At 71.7% G+C, this 21,807-nt stretch carries 21 protein-coding genes; all 21 read left to right on the forward strand.

Features of this window, described 5'->3' with window-relative positions:
- The first annotated feature begins 48 nt into the window (after positions 1-48).
- Positions 49-591 carry a bifunctional pyr operon transcriptional regulator/uracil phosphoribosyltransferase PyrR gene (gene pyrR, locus ACR3IO_RS18660; RefSeq protein WP_434072722.1) on the forward strand — a complete coding sequence of 181 codons (543 nt, stop codon included), beginning with the start codon at positions 49-51 and terminating at the stop codon, positions 589-591.
- Positions 588-1,538, forward strand: a complete 951-nt coding sequence (locus ACR3IO_RS18665; RefSeq protein WP_434072723.1) for an aspartate carbamoyltransferase catalytic subunit — start codon at positions 588-590, stop codon at positions 1,536-1,538. The genes pyrR and ACR3IO_RS18665 overlap by 4 nt, the downstream gene beginning before the upstream one ends.
- Positions 1,538-2,881 carry a dihydroorotase gene (locus ACR3IO_RS18670; RefSeq protein ID WP_434072724.1) on the forward strand — a complete coding sequence of 448 codons (1,344 nt, stop codon included), beginning with the start codon at positions 1,538-1,540 and terminating at the stop codon, positions 2,879-2,881. The genes ACR3IO_RS18665 and ACR3IO_RS18670 overlap by 1 nt, the downstream gene beginning before the upstream one ends.
- Positions 2,874-3,431: a hypothetical protein gene (locus ACR3IO_RS18675; protein WP_434072725.1), complete on the forward strand. Its 558-nt coding sequence runs from the start codon at positions 2,874-2,876 to the stop codon at positions 3,429-3,431. The genes ACR3IO_RS18670 and ACR3IO_RS18675 overlap by 8 nt, the downstream gene beginning before the upstream one ends.
- Positions 3,424-4,581 (forward strand): glutamine-hydrolyzing carbamoyl-phosphate synthase small subunit, encoded by a 1,158-nt coding sequence (gene carA, locus ACR3IO_RS18680; RefSeq protein ID WP_434072726.1) that lies wholly within the window; start codon positions 3,424-3,426, stop codon positions 4,579-4,581. Before ACR3IO_RS18675 ends, carA begins: the two co-directional genes overlap by 8 nt.
- Entirely contained in the window at positions 4,581-7,868 is a 3,288-nt protein-coding gene (gene carB / locus ACR3IO_RS18685) for a carbamoyl-phosphate synthase large subunit (protein WP_434072727.1), read from the forward strand. The genes carA and carB overlap by 1 nt, the downstream gene beginning before the upstream one ends.
- Complete coding sequence (pyrF, locus tag ACR3IO_RS18690; RefSeq protein WP_434072728.1) at positions 7,865-8,752, forward strand: orotidine-5'-phosphate decarboxylase; 888 nt, start codon at positions 7,865-7,867, stop codon at positions 8,750-8,752. Before carB ends, pyrF begins: the two co-directional genes overlap by 4 nt.
- A gap of 4 nt (positions 8,753-8,756) precedes the next feature.
- Positions 8,757-9,662, forward strand: coding sequence for a guanylate kinase (gene gmk / locus ACR3IO_RS18695; RefSeq protein ID WP_434072729.1), 906 nt, complete (start codon positions 8,757-8,759; stop codon positions 9,660-9,662).
- Positions 9,663-9,726: 64 nt separating this feature from the next.
- Positions 9,727-9,984: a DNA-directed RNA polymerase subunit omega gene (gene rpoZ / locus ACR3IO_RS18700; RefSeq protein ID WP_055857586.1), complete on the forward strand. Its 258-nt coding sequence runs from the start codon at positions 9,727-9,729 to the stop codon at positions 9,982-9,984.
- Between the two features lie 10 nt (positions 9,985-9,994).
- The gene (coaBC, locus tag ACR3IO_RS18705) at positions 9,995-11,260 is read left to right on the forward strand and encodes a bifunctional phosphopantothenoylcysteine decarboxylase/phosphopantothenate--cysteine ligase CoaBC (RefSeq protein WP_434072730.1); all 1,266 of its coding nucleotides are present in this window, start codon (positions 9,995-9,997) and stop codon (positions 11,258-11,260) included.
- Between the two features lie 50 nt (positions 11,261-11,310).
- A complete protein-coding gene (gene metK, locus ACR3IO_RS18710) occupies positions 11,311-12,504 on the forward strand; it encodes a methionine adenosyltransferase (RefSeq protein WP_434072731.1) in 1,194 nt (397 codons plus the stop codon).
- A gap of 1 nt (position 12,505) precedes the next feature.
- A complete protein-coding gene (locus tag ACR3IO_RS18715; protein WP_434072732.1) occupies positions 12,506-14,461 on the forward strand; it encodes a primosomal protein N' in 1,956 nt (651 codons plus the stop codon).
- Between the two features lie 110 nt (positions 14,462-14,571).
- The gene (gene fmt, locus ACR3IO_RS18720) at positions 14,572-15,507 is read left to right on the forward strand and encodes a methionyl-tRNA formyltransferase (RefSeq protein WP_434072733.1); all 936 of its coding nucleotides are present in this window, start codon (positions 14,572-14,574) and stop codon (positions 15,505-15,507) included.
- Positions 15,504-16,976, forward strand: coding sequence for an RsmB/NOP family class I SAM-dependent RNA methyltransferase (locus ACR3IO_RS18725; protein WP_434072734.1), 1,473 nt, complete (start codon positions 15,504-15,506; stop codon positions 16,974-16,976). Before fmt ends, ACR3IO_RS18725 begins: the two co-directional genes overlap by 4 nt.
- Before the next feature lie 9 nt (positions 16,977-16,985).
- Positions 16,986-17,681 (forward strand): ribulose-phosphate 3-epimerase, encoded by a 696-nt coding sequence (gene rpe, locus ACR3IO_RS18730; RefSeq protein WP_434072735.1) that lies wholly within the window; start codon positions 16,986-16,988, stop codon positions 17,679-17,681.
- On the forward strand, positions 17,678-17,941 hold the full coding sequence (locus ACR3IO_RS18735) for a phosphoribosyl-ATP diphosphatase (protein WP_434072736.1): 264 nt from the start codon (positions 17,678-17,680) through the stop codon (positions 17,939-17,941). Before rpe ends, ACR3IO_RS18735 begins: the two co-directional genes overlap by 4 nt.
- Before the next feature lie 44 nt (positions 17,942-17,985).
- Positions 17,986-18,843 carry an ATP phosphoribosyltransferase gene (gene hisG / locus ACR3IO_RS18740; protein ID WP_434072737.1) on the forward strand — a complete coding sequence of 286 codons (858 nt, stop codon included), beginning with the start codon at positions 17,986-17,988 and terminating at the stop codon, positions 18,841-18,843.
- 6 nt (positions 18,844-18,849) lie between these two features.
- Complete coding sequence (gene hisF / locus ACR3IO_RS18745) at positions 18,850-19,611, forward strand: imidazole glycerol phosphate synthase subunit HisF (protein ID WP_434072738.1); 762 nt, start codon at positions 18,850-18,852, stop codon at positions 19,609-19,611.
- Positions 19,608-19,973: a phosphoribosyl-AMP cyclohydrolase gene (hisI, locus tag ACR3IO_RS18750; protein ID WP_434072739.1), complete on the forward strand. Its 366-nt coding sequence runs from the start codon at positions 19,608-19,610 to the stop codon at positions 19,971-19,973. The genes hisF and hisI overlap by 4 nt, the downstream gene beginning before the upstream one ends.
- A 12-nt stretch (positions 19,974-19,985) precedes the next feature.
- Positions 19,986-21,512, forward strand: coding sequence for an anthranilate synthase component I (locus ACR3IO_RS18755; protein ID WP_434072740.1), 1,527 nt, complete (start codon positions 19,986-19,988; stop codon positions 21,510-21,512).
- Positions 21,509-21,807, forward strand: a 299-nt coding sequence (locus tag ACR3IO_RS18760; protein ID WP_434072741.1) for a Trp biosynthesis-associated membrane protein, incomplete at its 3' end; no start/stop codon positions are given. The genes ACR3IO_RS18755 and ACR3IO_RS18760, both read left to right, overlap by 4 nt.

The raw sequence follows: 21,807 nt of genomic DNA on the forward strand, positions 1-21,807 counted from the left end.
TGGCAACCTTGAAGACCGTCCCGTGAGGCGGAGAAGGGAGTCGCTTCCGTGGCGCGCACCGTGCTCACCCAAGCCGACGTACAACGGGCTCTGACCCGAATCGCACACGAGATCCTCGAGTCCAATCGCGGCGCAGAGCATCTCCTCCTCCTCGGCATCCCGACGCGCGGCACGGTTCTCGCCAAGCGCATCGCAGCCGTGATCCAGCGCATCGAGCCGTCGGCGCCCGCCCAGCTCGCCGGATCGCTCGACGTGACCATGTACCGCGACGATCTCTCGCGCAGCGGCATCCGCATGCCCTCTCCGACCGAGATCCCGGGGTCCATCGACGGCAAGACCGTCGTGCTCGTCGACGACGTGCTCTACTCGGGCCGCACGATCCGATCGGCGTTCGACGCCCTGAGCGATCTGGGTCGCGCACGGGCGGTGCGCCTCGCGGTGCTCGTCGACCGTGGGCACCGGGAGTTCCCGATCCGCGCGGACTTCGTCGGCAAGAACCTGCCGAGCGCGGCGAGCGAGCGCATCAACGTGCGGCTCGCCGAGGTCGACGGCGTCGAGGACCACGTCTCCATCGAGGGGAGCGCCGAATGAGGCACCTGCTCAGCACCCGCGAGCTCACGCGCGACGAGGCCGTCACGCTGCTCGACATCGCCGAGGACATGGCCGCCGTCCAGCATCGCGAGGTGAAGAAGCTCCCGACCCTGCGCGGCAAGACCGTCGTGAACCTCTTCTTCGAGGACTCGACGCGCACCCGCATCTCGTTCGAGGCCGCCGCGAAGCGCCTCTCGGCCGACGTCATCAACTTCAGCGCGAAGGGCTCCAGCGTCTCCAAGGGCGAGAGCCTGAAGGACACGGCGCAGACCCTGCAGGCCATGGGCGCCGACGGCGTGGTCATCCGGCACCCGGCGTCGGGCGCGCCCTACACGCTCGCGACGAGCGGCTGGATCGACGCGGGCGTCGTGAACGCGGGCGACGGCACGCACGAGCACCCGACCCAGGCGTTGCTCGACGCGTTCACCATGCGCAGCCGGCTGCACGGCGCGGCCAGCCGCGGCAAGGGCCTCGACGGCGTGCGCGTCGTCATCGTCGGCGACATCCTGCACTCGCGCGTCGCCAGGTCAAACGTCTGGCTCCTCTCGACGCTCGGCGCCGAGGTCACCCTCGTCGCGCCGCCCACGCTCGTCCCGGTCGACACGTCGGGCTGGCCGGCGTCGATCGTCTTCGACCTCGACGAGGCGCTCGCGACGCAGCCCGACGTGGTCATGATGCTCCGCATCCAGGCGGAGCGCATGCACGGCGCGTTCTTCCCGAACAGCCGCGAATACGCACGAACCTGGGGGCTGGACGATGCCAGGTTCTCCCAGTTGCCCACGACTACGATGGTCATGCATCCCGGACCGATGAACCGAGGGCTGGAGATCTCCGCTCTCGCGGCGGACTCAGCGCAGTCCACGGTCAGGGAGCAGGTCGCGAACGGAGTATCAGTGAGAATGGCCGCCCTGTACCTTCTGCTCTCGGGCGAACGAGGTGAGGCCTGATGAGCGAGTCGTTCCTCATCACCGGTGCGACGCTCCCCACGGGTGAGCGCGCCGACATCCGACTCGACGGCGGCATCATCGCCGAGGTCGGACGCATCACGGATGCCGCGGGCGCGACGGTGATCGACGCCGACGGCCTCATCGCGCTCCCCGGCCTCGTCGACCTGCACACGCACCTGCGCGAGCCCGGCTACGAGCAGAGCGAGACGGTGCTCACCGGCACGCAGGCCGCGGCCGCGGGCGGGTTCACCGCCGTGTTCGCGATGGCCAACACGTCGCCGGTGGCTGACACTGCGGGCGTCGTGGAGCAGGAGGCGAGCCTCGGACTCGCGGCCGGCTACGCCACGGTGCAGCCCATCGGCGCCGTGACGGTCGGCCTCCGGGGCGAGCAGCTCGCCGAGCTCGGAGCCATGGCCACGTCCCGCGCGAACGTGCGCGTCTTCAGCGACGACGGATTCTGCGTCTTCGACCCGCTCCTCATGCGCCGCGCACTCGAGTACGTCAAGGCGTTCGACGGCGTGATCGCCCAGCACGCGCAGGAGCCGCGCCTCACCCAGGGTGCGCAGATGAACGAGGGCGCGCTGTCCGGCGAACTCGGCCTCGCGGGCTGGCCCGCCGTCGCCGAGGAGTCGATCATCGCCCGCGACGTGCTGCTGGCCGAGCACGTGGGCAGCCGCCTGCACGTCTGCCACGTGTCGACCGCGGGCTCCGTCGAGGTCATCCGCTGGGCGAAGGCCCGCGGCATCGACGTGACGGCCGAGGTCACGCCGCACCACCTGCTGCTCACCGAGGACCTCGTGTCGAGCTACGACCCCCGCTACAAGGTCAACCCGCCGCTGCGCCGGGCCGAAGACGTCGAGGCGCTGCGTGCGGCCCTCGCCGACGGCACGATCGACATCGTCGCGACCGACCACGCGCCGCACCCGATCGAGGCCAAGCAGAGCGAGTGGGATGCCGCGGCGAACGGCATGGTCGGGCTCGAGTCCGCCCTCTCGGTCGTGCACGCCTCGGTCGTCGAGACCGGACTGCTCGACTGGGCCGACGTCGCCCGTGTGCTCTCGTCGGCACCCGCCCGCATCGGCCGCCTGCGCGGCCAGGGCGAGGCGATCGCCGCCGGGGCGGCGCCCGAGCTCACGCTCTACGACCCGGCCGCGGCATCGGAGTTCGGCCTCGATCGCCTGGCCGGGCGAAGCGTCAACTCGCCCTACCTCGGTCGCACCCTGCCGGGCCGCGTGGTCTCGACGTTCCACGCCGGGTACGCCACGGTGCTCGACGGCGTCGTGCAGCCGGCCGACGCGGTCGCCCGACGCGCGGCCGCCGTCACCGGAGGTGCCCGTGGATAAGTGGATCGGCGCCGTCGTCGCGATCGTCGTCGTCGGGCTCCTGGCCTGGCTGGCCTACCGCTCGTGGCGTCGTCGCGTGGTCCGCGACGAGCAGCTCTCGGCATACCCGCTCCCGACCCTCGCCGGCACGGCGGTGTTCGAGACCGAGGTGCTCTACGTGGCCACCACGCCCATCGGGTCGCCCCTCGAGCGGCTCGCCGTCGAAGGCCTCGCGTTCCGCGGCGCCGGGCGCATCGAGGTGTTCGGCGAGGGCGTCGTGCTGCGCATCGCGGGCGAGCAGCCCTCGTTCGTCCCCGCCGACCGGCTCGTGTCCGCGGGCGAGGCCACCTACGCCATCGATCGCGGCGTCGAGCCCGGCGGCCTCGTGGCGCTGAGCTGGATCGCGAACCTCCACGACGCCGAGCCCGAGCGCGTGGCGCCGTACGTCGACAGCTACCTCAGAGCCCGGAATCCGGGCGACTCGGCGCGAATCATCGCCGCCGTCAACGACATCGCTGCGGCACGACCCGTGCTGCAGCCCCATCAGGAGAGCGAGGCCTCGGATGACTGAGACCACCACCCGCCTGCACGAGCCGGCCGTGCTCGTGCTCGAAGACGGCACCCGATTCGAGGGCCGCGCGTACGGTGCCCGTGGACGCACCCTCGGCGAGGCCGTCTTCGCGACCGGCATGACCGGCTACCAGGAGACCCTGACCGATCCGTCGTACGCCGGGCAGATCGTCATGATGACCGCGCCGCACATCGGCAACACGGGCATGAACGACGAGGACATGGAGTCGGCGCGCATCTGGGTCGCCGGGTTCATCGTGCGCGACCCCTCCCGCGTCGTGTCGAACTTCCGCTCGCAGCGGAGCCTCGACGACGACCTCGAGGCGGCCGGCGTCGTCGGCATCAGCGGCATCGACACGCGTGCCCTCACGCGTCACCTGCGCTCGGCCGGGGCCATGCGCTCGGGCATCTTCTCGGGTGAGGCCGCCGCGCTGACGCACGGCGAACAGCTCGAGCTCGTGCGCGGCACGACCGAGATGAGCGGGCGCAACCTCTCCGACTCCGTGTCCACCACCGAGTCGTACGAGCTCGCCGCGAAGGGGGAGCGCGTCGGCTCGGTCGCCGTGCTCGACCTCGGCGTCAAGACGTCGACGCTGAACTTCCTCGCCGAGCGCGGATTCGACGTCAAGGTGCTGCCGCAGTCGATCACGGCCGAGGAGGTGCTCGCAGATCGGCCGGATGCGCTGTTCTTCTCGAACGGGCCCGGCGACCCCGCGGCATCCGATCGGCATGTGGAGATCCTGCGGAGCGCCCTGCGCGCCGGGGTTCCCTACTTCGGCATCTGCTTCGGCAACCAGCTGCTCGGCCGCGCCCTCGGGTTCGGCACGTACAAGCTGCCCTTCGGCCACCGCGGTATCAACCAGCCCGTCGTCGACAAGGCCACGGGCCGCGTCGAGATCACGGCGCACAACCACGGCTTCGCCGTCGACGCGCCGATCGACCGCGTCAGCGAGTCGAGCCAGGGCTTCGGCCGCGTCGAGGTCAGCCACGTCGACCTCAACGACAACGTCGTCGAGGGCCTGAACTGCCTCGACATCCCCGCCTTCTCGGTGCAGTACCACCCGGAGTCCGCGGCCGGCCCGCACGACGCCAACTACCTCTTCGACCGGTTCCGCGACATGGTCATCGCGAGCAAGGAGAACCAGGCCTGATGCCCAAGCGCGACGATATCAACAGCGTCCTCGTCATCGGATCCGGTCCGATCGTCATCGGACAGGCCGCGGAGTTCGACTACTCGGGCACCCAGGCGTGCCGGGTCCTCCGTGCAGAGGGGGTGCGCGTCATCCTCGTGAACCCGAACCCGGCCACGATCATGACCGACCCCGACTTCGCGGATGCGACCTACATCGAGCCGATCACGCCCGAGATCATCGAGTCGATCATCATCAAGGAGCGCCCCGACGCGGTGCTGCCGACGCTCGGCGGCCAGACGGCGCTGAACGCGGCGATCGCGCTGCACGACGCCGGCATCCTGCAGAAGCACGGCGTCGAGCTCATCGGCGCGAAGGTCGAGGCGATCCGCAAGGGTGAAGACCGCCAGCTCTTCAAGGACCTCGTGATCGAGGCCGGCGCCGGCGTCGCGCGTTCGCACGTGGCGAAGACCCTCGACGAGGCGAAGGCGTTCGCCGAGGACCTCGGCTACCCGCTCGTGGTGCGTCCGTCGTTCACGATGGGCGGACTCGGCTCGGGCTTCGCATACACCGAGGAAGACCTGGTGCGCATCGTCACGCAGGGCCTGCACGACTCGCCCACGACCGAGGTGCTCCTCGAGGAGTCGATCCTCGGCTGGAAGGAGTACGAGCTCGAGCTCATGCGCGACACGGCCGACAACACGGTCGTCGTCTGCTCGATCGAGAACGTCGACCCGGTCGGCGTGCACACGGGCGACTCGATCACCGTCGCGCCGGCGCTCACGCTGACGGACCGCGAGTATCAGCACCTCCGCGACATCGGCATCGACATCATCCGCGCCGTCGGCGTGGACACCGGCGGGTGCAACATCCAGTTCGCGATCGACCCGGCCGACGGCCGCGTCATCGTCATCGAGATGAACCCGCGCGTCTCCCGGTCGTCGGCCCTCGCCTCGAAGGCGACGGGCTTCCCGATCGCGAAGATCGCCGCGAAGCTCGCCATCGGCTACCGCCTCGACGAGATCCCGAACGACATCACGCGCGTGACGCCGGCGAGCTTCGAGCCGACGCTCGACTACGTCGTGGTCAAGGTGCCCCGGTTCGCGTTCGAGAAGTTCCCGGCCGCCGACCCGACCCTCACGACGACCATGAAGTCGGTCGGCGAGGCCATGGCGATCGGCCGCAACTACGCGACTGCGCTGCAGAAGGCCCTCCGCTCGCTCGAGAAGCGCGGATCCTCCTTCCACTGGGGCGAGGAGCCGCGCAGCGTCGACGAGCTGCTCGAGACCTCGCGCACCCCGACCGACGGCCGCATCGTGCTCGTGCAGCAGGCGCTGCGCAAGGGCGCGTCGATCGAGCAGGCGTTCGACGCCACGAAGATCGACCCCTGGTTCCTCGACCAGATCGTGCTCATCAACGAGGTCGCCGAGCAGGTCGCCGCCGCCGAGAACCTCGACACCGACCTCCTCCTGCTCGCCAAGGACCACGGCTTCTCCGACGCGCAGATCGGCCAGCTCCGGGGCTTCGGCGAGGCCGACGCCCGCGAGGTGCGCCACATCCTCGGCATCCGCCCGGTGTTCAAGACCGTCGACACGTGCGCGGGGGAGTTCCCGGCGCTCACGCCGTACCACTACTCGAGCTACGACTTCGAGACCGAGGTCGCACCCTCCGATCGTCGCAAGGTCGTCATCCTCGGGTCCGGCCCGAACCGAATCGGCCAGGGCGTCGAGTTCGACTACTCGTGCGTGCACGCGTCGTTCGCGCTCTCGGCAGCCGGGTTCGAGACGATCATGATCAACTGCAACCCCGAGACGGTCTCGACCGACTACGACACGAGCGACCGGCTCTACTTCGAGCCGCTGACGCTCGAGGACGTGCTCGAGGTCATCCATGCCGAATCGCAGTCCGGCGAGCTCGTCGGCGTCGTCGTGCAGCTGGGCGGCCAGACCGCCCTGGGGCTCGCCAAGGGCCTCGAGGCGGCCGGCGTCCCGATCCTCGGCACGACCCCCGATGCGATCGACCTCGCCGAGGAGCGCGGTCTGTTCTCCGGGATCCTCGACAACGCGGGCCTGCTCGCCCCCCGCAACGGCACCGCGATCGACCTCGCGGGCGCCGTGCAGATCGCCGAGGGCATCGGCTACCCGGTGCTGGTGCGCCCGAGCTACGTGCTCGGCGGCCGCGGCATGGAGATCGTCTACGACTCGCCGTCGCTCGCCGACTACTTCGCCCGCATCGAGGGTCAGGGCATCGTCGGGCCGACGCATCCGCTGCTCGTGGACCGCTTCCTCGACGACGCGATCGAGATCGACGTCGACGCCCTCTACGACGGCACCGACCTCTACATCGGCGGCGTGATGGAGCACATCGAGGAGGCCGGCATCCACTCCGGCGACTCGAGCTGCACCCTGCCGCCGGTCACGCTCGGCCGTGCCGAGATCGACCGCGTGCGCGACGCCACGCGTGCGATCGCCGAGGGCATCGGGGTCCGGGGCCTGCTGAACGTGCAGTTCGCGATCGGCGCCGGCGTGCTCTACGTGCTCGAGGCGAACCCGCGCGCCAGCCGCACGGTGCCCTTCGTCTCCAAGGCGCTCGGCATCCCGCTGGCCAAGGCGGCCTCGCGCATCATGGTCGGCGCGACCGTGGCCGAGCTCATCGCCGAGGGCCTGCTCCCGGCATCCGACGGCTCGCGCGTGCCGCTGGACGCCCCGGTCGCCGTGAAGGAGGCCGTGCTGCCCTTCCACCGGTTCCGCACCAAGGAGGGCCTCATCGTCGACTCGGTGCTCGGCCCCGAGATGCGCTCGACCGGCGAGGTCATGGGCATCGACCGCGACTTCCCGCGCGCGTTCGCCAAGAGCCAGCTCGCCGCGTACGGCGGCATGCCGACCAGCGGCACCGTCTTCGTGTCGGTAGCCGACGGCGACAAGCGCGCGATCATCCTGCCGATCCTCCGCCTGCACCAGCTCGGCTTCGAGATCGCCGCGACCGAGGGCACTGCCGAGGTGCTCCGCCGCAACGGCATCGCGGCCCGCCAGGTGACGAAGTACAGCGCCAAGTCGTCCGAGGACGCCGTCTCCGTGGTGGAGCTCATCCACCGCGGCGAGGTCGCCCTGGTCGTGAACACCCCGAGCGGTCGGTCCGCGCGCGCGGACGGCTACGAGATCCGGGCTGCGGCGGTGTCCTCCGACATCCCGCTGTTCACGACCATCGCCGAACTGGCTGCGGCCGTCGCGTCGATCGACGCGAGCGGCGAGCCCTTCGAGGTGACGAGTCTCCAGGAGTACGCGATCCGCCGTGGGGCCACGGCATGACCGCTGCGAGCACCGTGGTCCCGTTCGGCGAGCGGCTGGACGCCGTCTTCGCCGCCTACGGGCGGCTCTGCGTCGGCCTCGACCCGCACGCGTCGCTCCTTGACCAGTGGGGCCAGCCCGACTCCGCCGAGGGCCTGCGCGAGTTCGGCCTGCGCGTCATCGAGGCGGCGGCCGACCGGGTCGGCATCCTGAAGCCGCAGATCGCGTTCTTCGAGCGCCACGGCGCGGCCGGATACGCCGTGCTCGAGCGCCTGCTCGCCGAGGCGCGCGACGCGGGCATGCTGGTCATCGCCGACGTGAAGCGCGGCGACATCGGCTCGACCGTCGAGGCGTACGGCGAGGCGTGGCTGCGTCGCGGCTCCAGCCTCGAGGCCGACGCGATGACGATCAGCGCCTACCAGGGGCTCGGTTCGATCGAGCAGGTCATGGTCGCCGCCGAGGCCGCAGGCAAGGGCCTGTTCGTGCTCGCCGCGACCTCGAACCCCGAGGCCTGCGCGATCCAGCGTGCCGTCCTGCAGCAGTCGAGCCGAGCCGGTCACACGGTCGCGGGCGCGATCACGCAGGGCGTCGTGAGCTGGAACCAGGGCCGCGCGGATGCCGCGAGCCACGCGCTCGGCTCCATCGGCGTCGTCTTCGGCGCCACGACCGACCTCGCGGCCGCGGGCATCCCGACCGACGTCGAGCCGCCGCGGCCCGGGCTGCCGGTGCTTGCGCCGGGCTTCGGTCATCAGGGCGCCGAGCCCGCCGACCTCCGCGTGCGCTTCGGCGGCTACGCCTCCGGGGTCATCGCCAACGAGTCCCGGTCGCTGCTGTCGGCCGGACCCGACGGCATCGGCGACGCGATCGCGCGCCGGGCCGACCAGTACGGAGCAGCGGGTGCCTGACGCGATGACCAGGTCCACGCCGCCGGAGGTCGATCGCGTGGCCGCCTCGCGCGCGGCGGTCGCCGCGCGCCGGGCTCGTGCCGCCGTGAAGGCCGCCATCGCGGCGGGCGAGCGGAGTCCGCTCGACGTGCTCCGGGTCGCGTTCGAGGACGCCGAGTCGCCCGAGGGTCGCCTGCGGGTGACGGAGTACCTGACCTCGATCCCGGCCATCGGCGTGACGAAGAGCGCCCGCATCCTCGAGGACCTCGAGATCTCCAGCGCGAAGCGGCTCGGCGGTCTCGGCCGTCTCCAGCGCCGCCGGCTCCGCGAGTTCGTCGCGGGCTGGATCGCGTCGCACGGCGGCACCGGCGACCGGCTCGTCGTGCTGGCGGGCCCGACCGCGGTCGGCAAGGGCACGGTCGCCTCGTACATCCGGCGCCATCATCCCGACGTCCGGCTCTCCGTGTCGGCGACCACCCGGGCGCCGCGTCCGGGCGAGGTCGAGGGGGAGAGCTACTTCTTCGTCGACGACGCCGAGTTCGATCGCCTCGTCGAGGAGGGCCAGCTGCTCGAATGGGCGACGGTGCACAACGCGTACCGGTACGGCACCCCGAGGGGTCCCGTCGAGGAGGCGATCGCCGCGGGCGACAGCGTCCTGCTCGAGATCGACATCCAGGGCGCGCGCTCCGTGCGCCGGGCGATGCCCGAGGCCACGCTCGTCTTCCTGCTGCCGCCGACCTGGGACGAACTGGTGCGACGGCTCGTGGGTCGCGGCACCGAGAGTCCCGCGGAGCAGCAGCGCCGGCTCGAGACCGCCAAGGTCGAACTGGCGGCCGTCGACGAGTTCGACCACCAGGTCGTCAACCACGACGTGCCCGAGGCCGCGCAAAAGGTCGTAGACTTGATGAGGCCCCGTTCAGGGCGGCGTTGAGCTGCCCGGGCACAGATTTCACGGCGCACGCCAGGTGCGACCGTTCGTTTCGAAGGAGTTCTTCATGGCTGAGAAGCTGTCCGGCATCATCGACCCGCCCATCGACGACCTGCTCTCGAAGGTCGACTCGAAGTACCAGCTCGTGATCTTCGCCTCCAAGCGTGCGCGTCAGATCAACGACTACTACGCCGACCTCCACGAGGGAAGCCTCTTCGACAACGTGGGTCCGCTGGTCGACTCCTCGATCGACGACAAGCCGCTCTCGGTGGCGATGCACGAGATCAACGAAGACAAGCTGGTGCTCCGCCCCCTCGGCGAGTAAGCACGCACGGATGTCGCCGCTCAACATCGTCGTCGGCATCACCGGCGGCATCGCGGCGTACAAGGCCGTCGGCGTCGTCCGCGCCCTCGTGCTCGCGGGGCATGACGTCCACGTCGTCCCGACCGAGGGTGCACTGCGCTTCGTCGGCCGGCCGACGCTCGAGGCGATCTCCCGCAACCCCGTGCACACCGACCTCTACGAGGGCGTGGCTGAGGTGCGACACGTGGCGATCGGCCAGGCGGCCGACCTCATCGTGATCGCGCCGGCCACGGCCAACTCCATCGCGAAGCTCGCGAACGGCCTCGCCGACGACCTGCTCGGCAACACCGTGCTCGCCAGCGAGGCGCCGGTGGTCATCGCCCCGGCGATGCACACCGAGATGTGGTCCAACGCGGCGACGCGCGCGAACGTCGACACGCTCCGCCAACGCGGCGTGACGATCGTCGGACCCGCGGTCGGCCAACTCACCGGCGCCGACAGCGGACCCGGGCGCATGGCCGAGCCCGACGTGATCGTCGAGGCGGCCCTGCGCCGCGTCGCGGCATCCGCCCGGCGCGACCTCGCGGGTCGTCGCATCGTCGTGACCGCCGGCGGCACGCGCGAGCCGCTCGATCCGGTGCGGTTCCTCGGCAACCGCTCCAGCGGCAAGCAGGGCGTCGCCCTCGCCGAGGCCGCGAGGGCCCGCGGCGCCGACGTCACCCTGATCGCCGCGAACCTCGAGGTCGTCGATCCCGTCGGATGCGGCATCCGCCCGGTCTCGACGGCCGCCGAGCTGCAGGCCGCCGTGATCGAGGAGGCCCGCGCCGCCGATGTCGTGATCATGGCCGCGGCGGTCGCCGACTACCGGCCCGCCTCGGTGAGCGAGTCCAAGATCAAGAAGCAGCCCGGCGACGACGGACTCACGCTCGAGCTCGTCCGCAACCCCGACATCCTCGCCGAGCTCGGGCACGCGCCGCACGAGGGCACCCTGCTCGTCGGGTTCGCGGCCGAGACCGAGCCCGACGACGACCGCCTCATCGCCCTCGGTGCCGCGAAGCTCGAGGCGAAGGGCGCCGACCTGCTCGTGGTCAACCGCGTCGGCTGGACCGAGGGGTTCGCCGGCGACGAGAACCGCGTCGTGATCCTGGGCGCCGGCGGCGCGACGCTCGGCCGCAGCGCCGGGAGCAAGATGTCGGTGGCAGACGACATCCTCGATGTCGTGACACGTCATCTGATCGGCGATCAGGGCGACGCGCCCGATACGCTGAGCGCGTCGGATCCGGTGACCACCGCCTAGCGGTGCGCGTCCGAATCCGCTCTCGCTCCTGACGAAAGAAGACCGCGCCCATGAGCCAGCTCCGACTCTTCACCTCCGAATCGGTCACCGAGGGCCACCCCGACAAGATCTGCGACCAGATCTCGGACTCGATCCTCGATGCCCTGCTGCGCGTGGACCCGAAGAGTCGCGTCGCCGTCGAGACGCTCGTCACCACGGGCCTCGTGCACGTCGCCGGCGAGGTCAGCACCTCCGGCTACGTCGAGATCCCGGCCATCGTGCGCGAACGCGTGACCTCCATCGGCTACGACTCGTCCGATGTGTGGTTCGACGGCCGCTCGTGCGGCGTCTCCGTGTCGATCGGCGGCCAGTCGCCCGACATCGCGCAGGGCGTCGACGACGCGTTCGAATCGAGGGAGCGTTCCAGCGAGGACGCGCTCGACAAACAGGGTGCCGGCGACCAGGGCATCATGTTCGGCTACGCGACCCGTGAGACCCCGCAGCTGATGCCGGTTCCGATCTGGATCGCCCATCGCCTCGCGGAGCGCCTGACCGAGGTGCGCAAGGCCGGAGAGCTCGACTACCTGCGTCCCGACGGCAAGACCCAGGTCACCATCGGCTACGAGGGCCAGGTTCCGCGCACGATCGAGACGGTCGTGCTCTCGACGCAGCATTCGCCGAAGGTCTCGACCGAGCAGCTCCGCGCCGAGGTCGAGGAGCTCGTGATCACGCCGGTGCTCGATCAGGTCGAGCTCGCCCGACCCGAGCTCGCGGTCCTGATCAACCCCACCGGACGCTTCGAGATCGGCGGTCCGCAGGGCGACGCCGGCCTCACGGGCCGCAAGATCATCATCGACACGTACGGCGGTGCGAGCCGGCACGGCGGCGGCGCATTCAGCGGCAAGGACCCCTCGAAGGTCGACCGTTCGGCGGCGTACGCGATGCGCTGGGTCGCGAAGAACGCGGTCGCCGCCGGGCTCGCCGACCGACTCGAGGTGCAGGTCGCCTACGCCATCGGCAAGGCGGCGCCCGTCGGACTCTACGTCGAGACCTTCGGCACCGCCCACGTGCCCGAGGACCGCCTCATCGCGGCGGTCCGCGAGGTGTTCGACCTCCGCCCCGCAGCGATCATCCGCGACCTCGACCTGCTGCGTCCGATCTACGCGCAGACGGCGGCGTACGGGCACTTCGGCCGTGAGCTTCCCGACTTCACCTGGGAGCGGCTCGACCGCGTCGACGACCTGCGCGCCGCCGCCGGACTCTGACGTGACGGGCGGCCCCGTCGCCAGGGTGCTCGTCGACTCGCCCCTCCCGCAACTCGATCAGCTCTTCGACTACCGCGTTCCCGAGCGCCTGCGCGACACGGCGATCCCCGGTGTCCGGGTGCGCGTGCCGCTGCGTTCGGGCGGCCGCATCGCCAACGGCTGGCTCGTCGAGCTCGTCGACACGAGCGCGTTCGAGGGGCGCCTGAGCGATCTCGAAGACGTCGTGTCGGAGGTGCCCCTGCTCATGCCCGAGGTGTGGGCGCTCGCGCGCGCGGCCGCGGATCGTGCGGCGGGCAACGCGAGCGACGTGCTCCGACTCGCCGTGCCGTCGCGCTACGTGCGGGTGGAGCGCGCCTGGTCGGCGGCCGAGCCCGACCCCGGACCGGTCCCGGCCGCTCCGGCCCCGGTGCACGGGGCGCCCGAGGGTCGCATCGAGGACGGCCTCCGATCGGGCGAGCGCATGGCGTTCGCCGCCGACCCGCGACCGGTTCGGCTCCCGAGCGGCGCGTGGGTGGGAGCCTGGGCGCTCACCCTCGCGCAGGCCGCGGCGCACGTGCTCGCCGACGAGCGGTCGAGCCTGCTGATCGTGCCCGACTACCGCGACCAGGAGCAGCTGCAGGCCGCGCTCGAGGCGGTCGTCGATCCGCGTCGCATCCTCCGCACCGATGCCAGGCAGAGCGGTGGAGCGCGGTTCCGGTCCTTCCTCGACGCGACCGGCGACGCGGCCCGAGTGCTCATCGGCAACCGGTCCACCGTCTACGCGCCGGCGCCGAGGCTCGGCCTCATCGGCATGTGGGACGACGGCGACACCCTGATGACCGAGCAGCTCGCCCCCGGCGTGCATCCGCGGGACGCGGCCCTCATCCGGCAGGAGCAGTCCGGTGCGGCGCTGCTGTTCCTCGCCCATTCGCCGAGCGTCGAACTGGCGAGGCTCGTGGAGATCGGCTGGGTGAAGGAGGTTCCCGGCGCCCGGCACGCGCGACCGCGGGTCATCCCGACCGAGAACCAGGCCTCCCAGGAGCCGGGCTCCGCCCGAATCCCGTCGGCGGCATGGCGGCAGGCGCAGGAGGCGGCTCGGCAGGGGCCGGTCCTCGTGCAGGTCGCGCGCCCGGGCAACACGCCCCTCCTCGCTTGCGATCGGTGCCGGGAGCCGGCGCGTTGCACCGCCTGCGGCGGGGGACTGGCGATCCCACGCGAGGGCGGCGCCGCCCGATGCGTGCTGTGCGGCCAGAGCGCCAACGGCTGGGCGTGCCCCACGTGCGAGGGCACGCGGTTGCGTGCGGTGACCATCGGCGCCAGCCGCACGGCTGACGAGCTCGGGCGGGCCTTCCCCAACACCCGGGTGGTGCTCTCCGACGGCGAGAAGCCGGTGCTGCGCGTCGGGGCCGAGCCCGCGCTGGTGGTGGCCACGCGTGGTGCGGAGCCGATCGCCGACGGGGGGTACCGAGCTGTGCTGCTGCTCGACGGCGAGCGGATGCTGCTGCGCGAATCGCTCCGCGTCGCCGAGGACTGCCTGCGCTGGTGGTCCAACGCCGCCGCCCTGGTCGCGCCCGGCTCACCCGTGTTCCTGGTGGGGGTGGGCGGGGCCTTGGCGACGGCCCTCACGACGTGGCGGCAGGGCGACTGGGCGTCGGCCGAGCTCGCATCCAGGCGGGCACTGCGGTTTCCGCCGGCGGTCCGCGTCGCGAGCGTGACGGCCTCCGCCGCGAACGTCGCCGCGGCCGTCGCCGCGGCGACGACACTCGAGGGCGTCGACGTCCTCGGACCCACGCCGGTCGACGACGCGCTCTCGCGGGCGCTCGTGCGCTTCGACTACGCGGCGGGCGCGCGGGTCGCTCGCGAGCTGCGTTCCGAGATGATCCGCGTGGCCACGGAGCGGCGTCGCCCCGTCGCCGGCCGCCCGGTGCGCCGACCCGCGACGCTCCGGGTCCGGTTCGACGACCCCGACGTGCCCTGACACCGATGTGCACTGACGCCGACGTGCCGTGAGCCCCGATGGGACGTGTCGCGATGCGCGGGTGACGGCGGCCGACGTTCCGTGCGCACCGTCGTCGGCGACAATGGAGTGTGCAGAAGCTCCGTCTCGTGTTCGCCGGTACGCCGGCCGCCGCAGTTCCCTCGCTCGAACGACTCGCCGGGAGCGGCCACGAGATCGTCGCCGTGGTCACCCGTCCGTCCGCTCCGCTCGGTCGGAAGCGGGTGCTGACGCCGTCGCCGGTCGCGCAGGCGGCCGAGCGCCTCGGACTCGAGGTGATCGAGGCGGCGAGGCTCGATGACGAGGTCACGTCCCGGATCGCGGCATCCGAACCCGATCTGGGCGTCATCGTCGCATACGGCGGCCTGGTGCGGGAGCCGCTCCTGTCGTCGCCCGTGCACGGCTGGATCAACCTGCACTTCTCGCTGCTGCCGGCCTGGCGCGGCGCGGCGCCGGTGCAGCACGCACTCATCAACGACGAGCCCGAGACGGGGGCGGCCGTGTTCCGGCTCGTGCCCGAGCTCGATGCCGGCGACGTCCTCGGCGAACTCGTGCACCCGATCCGTGCCGACGACACGGCCGGCAGCCTGCTCGCCGAACTCGCGGTCAGCGGGGGAGCGCTGCTCGCGGAGGTGGTCGACGGCATCGCCGACGGCTCGGCGCGGTCGGTGCCGCAGCGAGGGGAGTCCTCCTTCGCCCCGAAGCTCGGCATCGACGACGCCCGTCTCGACTGGTCGGCGCCGGCACGGCGGGTGCTCGCCCGGTACCGGGGCGTGACGCCCGAGCCCGGCGCGTGGACGACGCTCGACGGCGCGCGCCTGAAGCTCCTCGAGCTCGCGAGCGCGCACGATGTCGCCGACGCGCCATCGCTCGTTCCCGGCGAGTTCGCGGCGGTCGGACGACAAGTGCTCGTCGGCACGGCCGATGCCCCGGTCGAGGTGATGCGCGTGCAGCCCGCGGGTCGCACGGCGATGTCCGCGGCCGACTGGTGGCGCGGGTCCGGCCGCAGCGGGGCGGTGGCCGAATGAACGCGCAGCGCAGCGGCGACGGCCCCCGTCGCCCTTCGACGAACCGGCCGCCGAGCGTCTCACCGGCTCGCACGGTCGCCTTCGACGTGCTCGAGGCGGTCCGCCTCGACGAGGCCTTCGCCAACCTGCTGCTGCCGGCGCGCATCCGCCGGGCCCGGCTCAGCACCGCGGATGCCGCATTGGCGACCGAGTTGACGTACGGAACGCTGCGGCGTCTGGGCTACTACGACCACGTGATCGAGATCGCGGCCGGCCGTTCGGCCGACGCGATCGACCCGGCCGTGCTCGACGTCCTGCGCCTCGGCGTGCACCAGCTGCTCGCGACCCGGGTGCCGACCCACGCCGCCGTGAACGAGCAGGTCGACCTCGTTCGGCGCATCGCGCCGAAGGCATCCGGTTTCGTGAACGCCGTGCTGCGCACGGTCTCGCGCACGGATGCCGAAGCCTGGCGCGAGCTCGTGGCCGAGGGCGCCTCGAGCGACGACGAGCGCCTGGCCCGCCTCGAGAGCCATCCGATGTGGGTGGTGCGGGCGCTGCGTGCGGCGCTCGCCCGCGAGGGCCGCGCCGACGAGCTCGAGGCGCTGCTGCAGGCCGACAACTCGTCTCCGCGGGTCAATCTCGCGGTGCTGCCCGGCATCGGCGACGGGGTCGACGAACTCGCCGGCATCGAGGGGTTCGCTCCCGACCGGTACTCGCCGATCGGCGGCACGGCGGAGCATCCGATCGCCGTCGTCGAGGCCGCGGGCGGTCGCATCCGCGTGCAGGACGAAGGCTCCCAGCTCGCCGCGCTCGCCCTGAGCCGCGCGACGCCGGTGCGACCGGGCGAGCGGTGGCTCGATCTCTGCTCGGGCCCGGGCGGAAAGACGGCGGTGCTCGCGGCCGAGGCCCTCGCCGGCGGGGCCCTCCTCGCCGCCAACGAGGTGGTCCCGGTCCGCGCCGACCTCGTGCGTTCGGCGATCGCGGGCGTGCCCCTCGAGGTCGACGTGCAGGTCGGCGACGGCCGCGCGCTCGACGCGGCGGCGTTCGGAGCGCTCGACGGGTTCGATCGGATCCTGCTCGACGCGCCCTGCACCGGACTCGGGGCGCTCCGGCGTCGGCCCGAGGCGCGCTGGCGCAAGCGCCCTGAAGACGTCGCCGAGCTCACGCTCCTGCAGGGCGAGCTCCTCGACTCGGCCTTCGCGGCGCTCGCCCCCGGCGGCATCCTCGCCTACGTGACCTGCTCCCCGCACACGGCGGAGACCCACGGGTCCTTGGGTGCGGCGCTGGCTCGCTGGGGTTCGGACGCCGAGCGGCTCGACACGGCCGCGGTGGTGCAGTCCGTGTCGCGGCATCCGCTCGACCTCGGTCCGGATGCCGCGACGGTGCAGCTCTGGCCCCACCGCCACGGCACCGACGCGATGTTCATCGCGCTCGTGCGCCGCGTCGCGGCATCCGGAGCTCCGGCCGCCGGCGATGCGACGGCTCGGTAGGGTGGCAGCATGACGACGCGGATCAACCCGAGCATCCTCGCTGCCGACTTCGTGAACCTCGAGTCCGAGCTCGCGCGCATCGCGGCCGCCGACCTCGTGCACGTCGACGTCATGGACAACCACTTCGTGCCGAACCTGACCTTCGGACCGCAGATGGTCGGGCGCATCCAGGACGTGAGCCCCATCCCGCTCGACGTGCACCTCATGATCTCCGACGTCGATCGCTGGGCTCCCGGCTACGCCGAGCTCGGCGCGTACTCCGTCACGTTCCACGCCGAGGCGACCGACGACCCGGTGGGGTTGGCCCGTCGGCTCCGCTCGATCGGCGCCCGGGCGGGCATCGCCCTGAAGCCCGGCACGGATGCCGCGCCGTACCTCGACCTGCTCGCGGAGTTCGATCAGGTGCTGATCATGACGGTCGAGCCCGGGTTCGGCGGCCAGTCCTTCATGCACGAGACGATGCCGAAGCTGCGCCGGGTGTCCGACGCGGTGCGTGCGGCCGGACTCGACGTCTGGTTGCAGGTCGACGGCGGCGTCTCGCTCGACACCATCGGCATCGCCGCCGAGGCCGGTGCAGACACGTTCGTGGCCGGCTCCGCGGTGTTCGGTGCCGAGGTCCCCGCCGAGCGGATTGCGGCGCTGCGTGACCTCGCGGCCTCGCACCGCCACGAGGGCGCGCACGGCACCGGTAGTCTGAAGTCGTGAAGACATTCGACGAACTCTTCGTCGAGCTCAGCGACAAGGCCCGCACCCGCCCCGAGGGTTCCGGCACCGTGCGCGAGCTCGATGCCGGCGTGCACGCCATCGGGAAGAAGATCGTCGAGGAGGCGGCCGAGGTGTGGATGGCCGCCGAGTACCAGACCGACGACGAGGCTGCCGAGGAGATCTCGCAGCTGCTCTACCACCTGCAGGTGCTGATGATCGCGAAGGGGCTCGCGCCCGCCGACGTGTACCGACATCTCTGACGTTCGCCTCCGCATCGATTGCTCGTTCCGAACGAAAGCACCTCATGACCGATTCATCCGTGCTCCTGCGCATCGCTGTGCCCAACAAGGGCTCGCTCTCCGAGACCGCCGCCGAGATGCTCGCCGAGGCGGGCTACACCGGCCGTCGCGACACGAAGGAGCTCCACGTCGTCGACGCCCGCAACGGCGTCGAGTTCTTCTATCTGCGGCCGCGTGACATCGCGACGTACGTCGGTTCCGGCGCGCTCGACGTCGGCATCACCGGGCGCGACCTCCTGATCGACTCCGGCTCGGTCGCGACCGAGACGGCCGAACTCGAGTTCGCGCGATCGACCTTCCGCTTCGCCGGTCACGCCGATCGGTTCCGCGACCTGTCCGACCTCCAGGGCGTGCGGGTGGCGACGAGCTATGCCGGTCTCGTCGGCAAGTTCCTCGCCGACGCCGGCGTCGATGCCACGCTCGTTCCCCTCGACGGCGCGGTCGAATCGGCGGTCCGGCTGGGCGTCGCCGATGCGATCGCCGATGTCGTCGAGACCGGCACCACGCTCCGGAAGGCCGGCCTGTCGATCTTCGGGCCCGTCATCCTCGAGTCCAGCGCGGTCCTGGTGAGTTCGCCGACCGAGCAACCCGGCACGGCGACGCTCGTGCGGCGGTTGCAGGGCGTCCTCGTCGCACGTCGGTACGTGCTCCTCGACTACGACGTCCCGGTCGCGCACCTCGAGGCGGCGACCGCGGCGGCACCCGGATTCGAGTCGCCGACCGTCTCTCCGCTCCACGATCCCGAGTGGGTCGCCGTGCGCGTGATGATCCCGCGCGTCGACATGAACCAGGTCATGGACCAGCTGTATTCGATCGGCGCTCGCGCGATCCTCGTGAGCGCGATCCACGCCGCACGGTTGTAGGCCGCGATGACTGTCGCGATCCGCGTCATCCCGTGCCTCGACGTGGCCTCCGGGCGCGTCGTCAAGGGCGTCAACTTCGAGAACCTGAGGGATGCCGGCGACCCGGTCGAACTCGCCGCCCGTTACGGCGAGCAGGGGGCCGACGAGCTGACCTTCCTCGACGTCACCGCCACGGTCGACGACCGCTCGACCACCTACGAGATGGTCCAGCGCGTCGCCGAGCAGGTGTTCATCCCGCTCACGGTGGGCGGCGGCGTCCGCTCGAACGAGGACGTCTCGCGCCTGCTCGGCCACGGCGCCGACAAGGTCGGCGTGAACAGCGCCGCCATCGCGCGCCCGGCGCTCATCGGCGAGATCGCCGATCGGTTCGGGGCCCAGGTGCTCGTGCTCTCGCTCGACGTCAAGCGCTCCGGGCGCACGCCGTCGGGGTTCGTGGTGACCACGCACGGCGGCCGCACCGAGACCGACCTCGACGCGCTCGAGTGGGCCGCCCGGGCGATCGAGCTCGGCGCGGGGGAGCTGCTCGTGAACTCGATCGACGCCGACGGCACCAAGCGCGGGTTCGACCTCGAGCTCACCGCCCTGATGCGCGAGCTCTCGAGCGTGCCCGTGATCGCATCCGGCGGCGCCGGCTTGGTCGAGCACTTCGCACCGGCGATCGCCGCCGGCGCCGACGCCGTGCTCGCGGCATCCGTGTTCCACAATGGGGAGATGACCATCGCCGAAGTGAAGGCCGCACTGGCCGCCGACGGACGGATCGTCCGATGAGCGCCGCCGTCGACGCGGCGCTCGCGCGGGCGTCGTTCAACGCCGACGGGCTGCTGCCCGCCGTCATCCAGCAGGAGGGCACCGGAGAGGTGCTGATGCTCGGCTGGATGGACCGCGAGGCCATGCGCCGTACGCTCACCGAGGGGCGCGTGACCTTCTGGTCGCGGTCGCGGCAGGAGTACTGGCGCAAGGGCGACACGTCGGGTCACGCGCAGTACGTGCGGCAGGCCGCGCTCGACTGCGACGCCGACACCCTCCTCGTGACCGTCGAGCAGATCGGCGTCGCCTGCCACACCGGCACGCGAACCTGCTTCGTGGGCGACCCGCTCGAGGTCGTCCAGGGCTTCCCGCCCGCCGACTGACGAGGAGCGCGCGTGCCCGCCACCACCACCTTCGACGAGTTCACGGCCCTGCTGCCGGGTCGACGCGTCGTCCCCGTCGTCCGTGAGCTCTTCGCCGACGGCGAGACCCCCGTCGGCATCTACCGCAAGCTCGCGCACGGCCGCCCGGGCACGTTCCTGCTCGAATCCGCCGAGCAGGGCGGCATCTGGTCCAGGTACTCGTTCGTCGGCGTCAGGTCGTACGGCGTGCTGACGGAGCGCGACGGACGGGTGCACTGGCACGACCACGATCACGGCCTCGACGAGGCCAGGGCGCTCGGCGACGCGGCATCCCTCGAACCGCTCGCGGCGCTCGAGGCGCTCTACGAGCGCTGGCGGTCCGACGACGTGCCGGGCGCCGCGCCGCTCATGGGCGGCCTCGTCGGCTTCATCGGCTGGGAGGCGATCCGGCAGATCGAGCACCTGCCCAACCGTCCGCCGGCCGACTTCGACGTCCCGGGCCAGGCGTTCTGCTTCGTCGCGGAGCTCGTGGTGATCGACCATCGCACCGGAACCGTGCAACTCGTGGCGTCCGTGCTGAACGACGACGTCGACGAGCCCGACGCGATGTGGGTCGGCGCGCAGGAGCGGCTCGACCGCATGCAGCGCGACCTCGCCCGACCGGCCGAGGCCTGGCTCGCGGACATCGACCTCGGCGTCGAGACCTCGCCGACGCATCGCACCGAGAAGTCGGACTTCCTGGCGGCCGTCGAGCGCTCGCGCGAGTACATCCGCGAGGGCGACGTCTTCCAGGTGGTCGTGTCGCAGCGGTTCGACCAGGAGGCGACGGCCGATCCGGTCGACGTGTACCGCGTGCTCCGTGCGCTCAACCCGAGCCCGTACATGTACTTCCTGCACCTGACGGATGCCGCGGGCGAGCCGCTCCACATCGTCGGGTCCTCGCCCGAGGCGCTCGTGAAGGTCCAGCACGGCCGGGTGTTCACGCATCCGATCGCCGGGTCAAAGCCGAGGGGCGACACGCCCGAGGCCGACGCCGACTTCGAGGCGGCGCTCATCGCCGACCCGAAGGAGCAGGCGGAGCACCTCATGCTCGTCGACCTCGCACGCAACGACCTCGCAAAGGTGTGCGTCGCCGGCTCGGTCGAGGTGACCGAGTTCATGCGCGTCGAGCGCTTCAGCCACATCATGCACCTCGTCTCCTCGGTCGAGGGCGACCTGTCCGACGGGGCGAACGCCGTCGACGTCTTCCGGGCCACGTTCCCGGCGGGCACCCTCTCGGGGGCGCCGAAGCCGCGTGCCCTCGAGATCATCGACGAGCTCGAACCCGCGCAACGGGGCGTCTACGGCGGCGTCGTGGGCTACTTCGGCTTCGGCGGCGATGCCGACCTCGCCATCGCGATCCGCACGGCCACGATCTCGGGCGGCATCGCCCGGGTCCAGGCCGGTGCGGGACTCGTCGCCGACTCGGTCGCAGAGTCCGAGTTCGAGGAGTCCCAGAACAAGGCCGCCGCACCCCTCAGGGCCGTGGCGATCGCCAACGAGATGCGGAGGGTCCAGTGAGCGGGGGCCGCCTCAAGTCGATCGCGCTCCTCACGGGCCTGCTCGGCGCCGGACTCGCGCTCCTCGCGTGGAGCCAGACGTGGTTCGTACTGCGCCTCGTGGGCCAGGAGGCCCAGGGCGCCGCGGCCTCGATCGACGTCGGCGGCGGCGTCGCGTCGCCTGCGATGGCCGCCCTCGGACTGGCCGGACTCGCGCTCGTCGCGGCGATCGCGATCGCCGGCCCGGTGCTCCGCGTGGTGCTCGCCGTCATCCAGGTCCTCCTGGGCGGGTCGATCATCCTGGCGGGCGCCCTCGC

The organism is Agromyces sp. Marseille-Q5079, assembly GCF_051016555.1.
In the GTDB taxonomy this organism is placed as follows: domain Bacteria; phylum Actinomycetota; class Actinomycetes; order Actinomycetales; family Microbacteriaceae; genus Agromyces.

Excerpts from the sequence above, each read along its gene's own strand:
- ACR3IO_RS18725 (WP_434072734.1), top strand. The coding sequence starts at position 15,504 with ATGAACGCGCAGCGCAGCGGCGACGGCCCCCGTCGCCCTTCGACGAAC.
- carB (WP_434072727.1), top strand. The coding sequence starts at position 4,581 with ATGCCCAAGCGCGACGATATCAACAGCGTCCTCGTCATCGGATCCGGT.
- metK (WP_434072731.1), top strand. The coding sequence starts at position 11,311 with ATGAGCCAGCTCCGACTCTTCACCTCCGAATCGGTCACCGAGGGCCAC.
- coaBC (WP_434072730.1), top strand. The coding sequence starts at position 9,995 with ATGTCGCCGCTCAACATCGTCGTCGGCATCACCGGCGGCATCGCGGCG.
- gmk (WP_434072729.1), top strand. The coding sequence starts at position 8,757 with ATGACCAGGTCCACGCCGCCGGAGGTCGATCGCGTGGCCGCCTCGCGC.
- ACR3IO_RS18665 (WP_434072723.1), top strand. The coding sequence starts at position 588 with ATGAGGCACCTGCTCAGCACCCGCGAGCTCACGCGCGACGAGGCCGTC.
- hisG (WP_434072737.1), top strand. The coding sequence starts at position 17,986 with ATGACCGATTCATCCGTGCTCCTGCGCATCGCTGTGCCCAACAAGGGC.
- hisI (WP_434072739.1), top strand. The coding sequence starts at position 19,608 with ATGAGCGCCGCCGTCGACGCGGCGCTCGCGCGGGCGTCGTTCAACGCC.
- rpoZ (WP_055857586.1), top strand. The coding sequence starts at position 9,727 with ATGGCTGAGAAGCTGTCCGGCATCATCGACCCGCCCATCGACGACCTG.
- rpe (WP_434072735.1), top strand. The coding sequence starts at position 16,986 with ATGACGACGCGGATCAACCCGAGCATCCTCGCTGCCGACTTCGTGAAC.
- pyrF (WP_434072728.1), top strand. The coding sequence starts at position 7,865 with ATGACCGCTGCGAGCACCGTGGTCCCGTTCGGCGAGCGGCTGGACGCC.
- ACR3IO_RS18670 (WP_434072724.1), top strand. The coding sequence starts at position 1,538 with ATGAGCGAGTCGTTCCTCATCACCGGTGCGACGCTCCCCACGGGTGAG.
- hisF (WP_434072738.1), top strand. The coding sequence starts at position 18,850 with ATGACTGTCGCGATCCGCGTCATCCCGTGCCTCGACGTGGCCTCCGGG.
- carA (WP_434072726.1), top strand. The coding sequence starts at position 3,424 with ATGACTGAGACCACCACCCGCCTGCACGAGCCGGCCGTGCTCGTGCTC.